The sequence below is a fragment of the Actinoplanes sp. NPDC048791 genome (genome assembly GCF_040650095.1).
GTDB lineage: Bacteria > Actinomycetota > Actinomycetes > Mycobacteriales > Micromonosporaceae > Actinoplanes.
Genome location: NZ_JBEZGQ010000807.1, coordinates 1 through 3,869, shown reverse-complemented (window position 1 = coordinate 3,869; position 3,869 = coordinate 1). Strand labels below are relative to the sequence as shown.

General features: G+C 73.4%; 4 protein-coding genes and 1 pseudogene. 2 read left to right on the top strand and 3 right to left on the bottom strand.

Annotation, left to right across the window (positions count from 1 at the left end; genetic code table 11):
- Positions 1 to 269 (bottom strand): annotated as a pseudogene (locus tag AB0C29_RS37470) (hypothetical protein); the annotation flags it as partial.
- A 46-nt stretch (positions 270 to 315) separates the two neighbouring features.
- On the opposite strand from AB0C29_RS37470, the gene AB0C29_RS37465 reads away from it, so the two are divergent.
- Positions 316 to 1,518, top strand: a complete 1,203-nt coding sequence (locus AB0C29_RS37465) for an MFS transporter (RefSeq protein ID WP_360830795.1) — start codon at positions 316 to 318, stop codon at positions 1,516 to 1,518.
- Here AB0C29_RS37465 and AB0C29_RS37460 read toward each other — a convergent pair.
- Both AB0C29_RS37460 and AB0C29_RS37455 read right to left on the bottom strand, forming a co-directional pair.
- Complete coding sequence (locus AB0C29_RS37460) at positions 1,433 to 2,182, bottom strand: response regulator transcription factor (protein ID WP_360830792.1); 750 nt, start codon at positions 2,180 to 2,182, stop codon at positions 1,433 to 1,435. The two genes, AB0C29_RS37465 and AB0C29_RS37460, sit on opposite strands and share 86 nt — an antisense overlap.
- Positions 2,179 to 3,327: a sensor histidine kinase gene (locus tag AB0C29_RS37455; protein WP_360830789.1), complete on the bottom strand. Its 1,149-nt coding sequence runs from the start codon at positions 3,325 to 3,327 to the stop codon at positions 2,179 to 2,181. Before AB0C29_RS37455 ends, AB0C29_RS37460 begins: the two co-directional genes overlap by 4 nt.
- Before the next feature lie 155 nt (positions 3,328 to 3,482).
- Between AB0C29_RS37455 and AB0C29_RS37450 the strand changes: the two genes are divergently transcribed.
- A partial coding sequence (locus AB0C29_RS37450) for an ATP-binding cassette domain-containing protein (RefSeq protein ID WP_360830786.1) occupies positions 3,483 to 3,869 on the top strand: 387 nt, incomplete at its 3' end.

Sequence of the window (3,869 nt, the reverse complement as noted above, 5' to 3'; positions counted from 1 at the left end):
GTTGTCCACCGGGATCTGCCGGTCGAAGCGGCCCGGGCGCAGCAGCGCCGGGTCGAGGATGTCCGGCCGGTTGGTGGCGGGGTCGTCGGGCGGCCGCGGGCGCCGCTCGGTGCGGTCGGGCCCTCGGCGAGCAGTTCGGCCTGCCCGAGGCGGCCGACCAGCTCGGTGGTCGCGCCGGTGCCGACGCCGATGAGCCGGGCGGCGTCCGCCCGGGTGACGCCGGGACGGGCGTGCACCACCCGCAGCAGCTCGGTTGCGCGCGTCGGCACAGCGTTCCCCCTTCATTTGCTCGGATCAAGAGCATATTGTCGTGTGGTGAGCCAGCACCGAGGTGGACTGATCGTGCTCAGCGCTGCCTGCTTCGTCTACGTCACCGCGGAAACGCTCCCGGTCGGATTGCTCCCGCAGATCGCCGACGGTCTGGCGGTCAGCGAGGCAGACGTGGGCCTACTGCTGACCAGCTACGCCGTTGTGGCGGCGCTGACCACCATCCCGCTGACCGCGCTCACCATGCGGATCCCGCGGCATCTGCTCATCGCCGTGACCGTGGCGATATTTGCAATCTCCCAGCTCATCGCCGCTTTCGCGGGCTCGTTGCTCATCCTCACCCTGTCGCGTCTGATCTGTGCGGTGGCCCACGGCGTCTTCTGGTCGACGATCGCCCCGGTGGCGGCCCGGCTCGTGCCACCGGACCGGGCCGGACGGGCCACCGCACTGGTCTTCCTCGGCAACTCGCTGGCCATCGTGCTGGGCGTGCCGCTGAGCACGGCCCTGGGTCAGTGGCTGGGCTGGCGGGTCGCCCTGGCCGTGCTGGCGGTGGCCGGCGCGGCGTGCGTGGTGGCGCTGCTGATCGTGCTGCCGAAGCTGCCGGCGCTGCCCCAGGACCTGACCGTGCGCGCGGGAGCCCGGCTGAAGGCGTCGGTGCGGATCATCCGCAACGGGCCGGTCGCGGCGGTCTGCCTGAGCACGGTGGTGCTGGTGATCGGGCACTTCGCGGCGTACACCTACATCGCCCCGCTGGTGCGCCGCGACGGCGGGCTGGAGGGCTTCGGCCTGAGCGCCCTGCTGCTGGGCTACGGCGCCGCCGGCCTGATCGGCAACGCGATCGTCGGGCGTTTCGTGGACCGGCGGCCCGGACCGCTGCTCATTACGCTCATCGTCCTCATGGCCCTCTCGCTGGTCGCGCTCGTGCCCGTCCTCGGCGCCGCTCCGACCGTGCTGGCCGCGCTGATCTGGGGCGGCACGTTCACAGCGATCCCGGTGGTGTTGCAGGCCGCGATCCTGCGGGTCGCACCGCTGGCCCGCGACGCCGCCTCGGCCGTCTACGTGGTCGCCTTCCAGATCGGCATCGGCGGCGGCGCCCTGCTCGGCGAACGCTTCGTCTCCGCGGGCCGGCTGGGGTGGCTGCCGGCGCTGGCCGCGGTGCTCACCCTCATCGCCGCCCTGACTGTCCTGGCGGCCCGGCGGGCCTTCCCGGTGCGCGCCCCGGTGCCGGAGCAGGCGCCGGCAGCGGTCTGACCAGCCCGGTCTCGTACGCCACGATCACCAGCTGGGCCCGGTCCCGAGCCTGGAGCTTGGCCAGCAACCGCCCGATGTACGTCTTGACGGTGGCGAGGCTCAGCCGCAGATGCTCGGCGATCTCCGTGTTCGACAGGCCCCGGCCGACCAGGGTGAGCACGTCACGCTCGCGGTCCGTGACACCGGTGAGCGAATCGGCGGGCTCGCTCGCCGACTCCGCCAGCCCGGCGAAGTGGGTGATCAACCGCCGGGTGACCGTGGGCGCCAGCAGCGCCTCACCCGCGGCGACGACCCGGACGGCGGCCACCAGATCGGCCGGCAGCACGTCCTTGAGCAGGAAGCCGCTGGCCCCGGCGCGCAGCGCGGCGAAGACGTACTCGTCGAGGTCGAACGTGGTCAGGATCAGCACCCTGGTGTCCGGCGTCCCGGGCGAGCCGGTGATCAGCCGGGTCGCCGCGATGCCGTCGAGCTCGGGCATCCGGATGTCCATCAGGACGACATCGGGCTGCTCGCGCCGGGCCAGGGCCACGGCCTCGTTGCCGTCGGCGGCCTCGCCCACCGCCACGAGATCGGGGGTGACGTCGATGAGCAGGCGGAAACCGGCGCGCACGAGCGCCTGATCGTCCGCGATGAGAACGCGGATCGGCTCGCCGCGGGCGCTCATGCTGGCTGCTCGTAGGGCAGGGTCGCGCGGACGCGGAAGCCGCCCTGGTCCCGGGGACCGGCGGTCAGCGCTCCCGCGTGCATGGCGACCCGTTCGCGCATGCCGGTCAGGCCCGCACCGTCGACGGCCGGCCGGCGGGCCGTCGTGCCGTCGTTGGTCACCTCCACCCGGAGCTCGCCCGGCACCCCCTCGACGTCGACGCGGCAGCTGGTCGGCCCCGCGTGCTTGACGACATTGGTCAGGGACTCCTGCACGATGCGAACCGCGGCCAGCGCGACACCCTCCGGTACCTCGCAGTCGCCGCGCACGTCGAGCCGTACGTCGATCCCCGCCTCGGCGGCCCGGTCGGCCAGCTTCCGCAGCTCGGCCAGGGTCGGCGTCGGGGCGAAGTCCGGGTCGGTCCGCAGGGCGCCGACCGCGCGGCGCAGCTCGGTGAGGGCACTGCGGCTCGTCGCCGCGATGACGTCCAGGGCGGCGCTGGCCTCCGCCGGCCGTTCGGCGGCGACGTGGCTGCCGATCGCCGACTTGACCGCGATCACGGTGAGGCTGTGCCCGACGATGTCGTGGATCTCGCGGGCGATCCGCAGCCGCTCCTCGGTCACCGCCTGCGTGGTCGCCTGCGCGGCGGTCCGGGCCGCGTGGGCCCGGCGTTCGCGCAGAGTCCAGCCGAGCAGCCAGCAGACGCCGAACACCAGGACCACGAGGGCCACCTCGAAGGACCCCGGACCGTCGGCGGAGTCGTCGGCGACCACCGTGGCCGCGGCCACCAGGGCGGCCCCGGCCACCAGAGCCATAACCGCGCGGCGCCCGGGAACCTGCGCACCGACCGAATACAGCGCGATGCCCGCCGCCAGCACCGGCCCGGGAAAAGCGAAGTCCGGAACCAGGCCGGTGGCCAGGCAGACCGCCGCCGCGCTCAGCACGACCGCCGCGGCACCCAGCGGCACGAGCCGGCGAACCGCGAGTGGCGCACCCATCGCCAGACTTGCGACGAGGGTGACCCAGGCGGACTCGTGGGGGCCTGCGGCCGGTGACTCGACAGCCGACAGCAGGCACACGAGCGTGACCGCGGCGGCCAGGACGGCATCGAAAATGCGCCGCTGGACCCGGCCGGGTCGCCAGAGCAGGAAGGGTGGGACAGGCACGTTCCCGACCCTAGCGGCGACACGCTGCGGGGTCGTCGTCCCTGAGTCGTCATACCTGAGGATGAAGCGGCGGCCGGCCGTCCTGCCCAAGGAGGACTCCAGGTGTCGTCCTGAGCATGACGACGGGTCGCAGCGGAGCCGACATTGTTTTCGCCATGGCCGTTTCCCTCCGCGACGTGCGGATGATCTACCGCTCGGGCACCCGGCAGGTGCTCGCCCTCGACGACGTGAACGTGGACTTCCCGCCGGGGACGTTCAGCGCCGTGATGGGGCCGTCCGGCTCCGGGAAGTCGACGCTGCTGCACTGTGCCGCCGGTCTGGACCGCCCGACCGGCGGTGTGGTCTCGATCGCCGGCACACCGCTCGGCGACCTGGACGAGACAGCGCTGACCCGGCTGCGCCGCGACCGGGTCGGCTTCGTCTTCCAGGCGTTCAACCTGGTCTCGTCGCTCAGCGCGGCGCAGAACGTGGCTCTGCCGCTGCGCCTGGCCGGCCGCCGCCCGGCCGCCGGTGAGGTGACCGCCGCACTGGGCGCGGTCGGG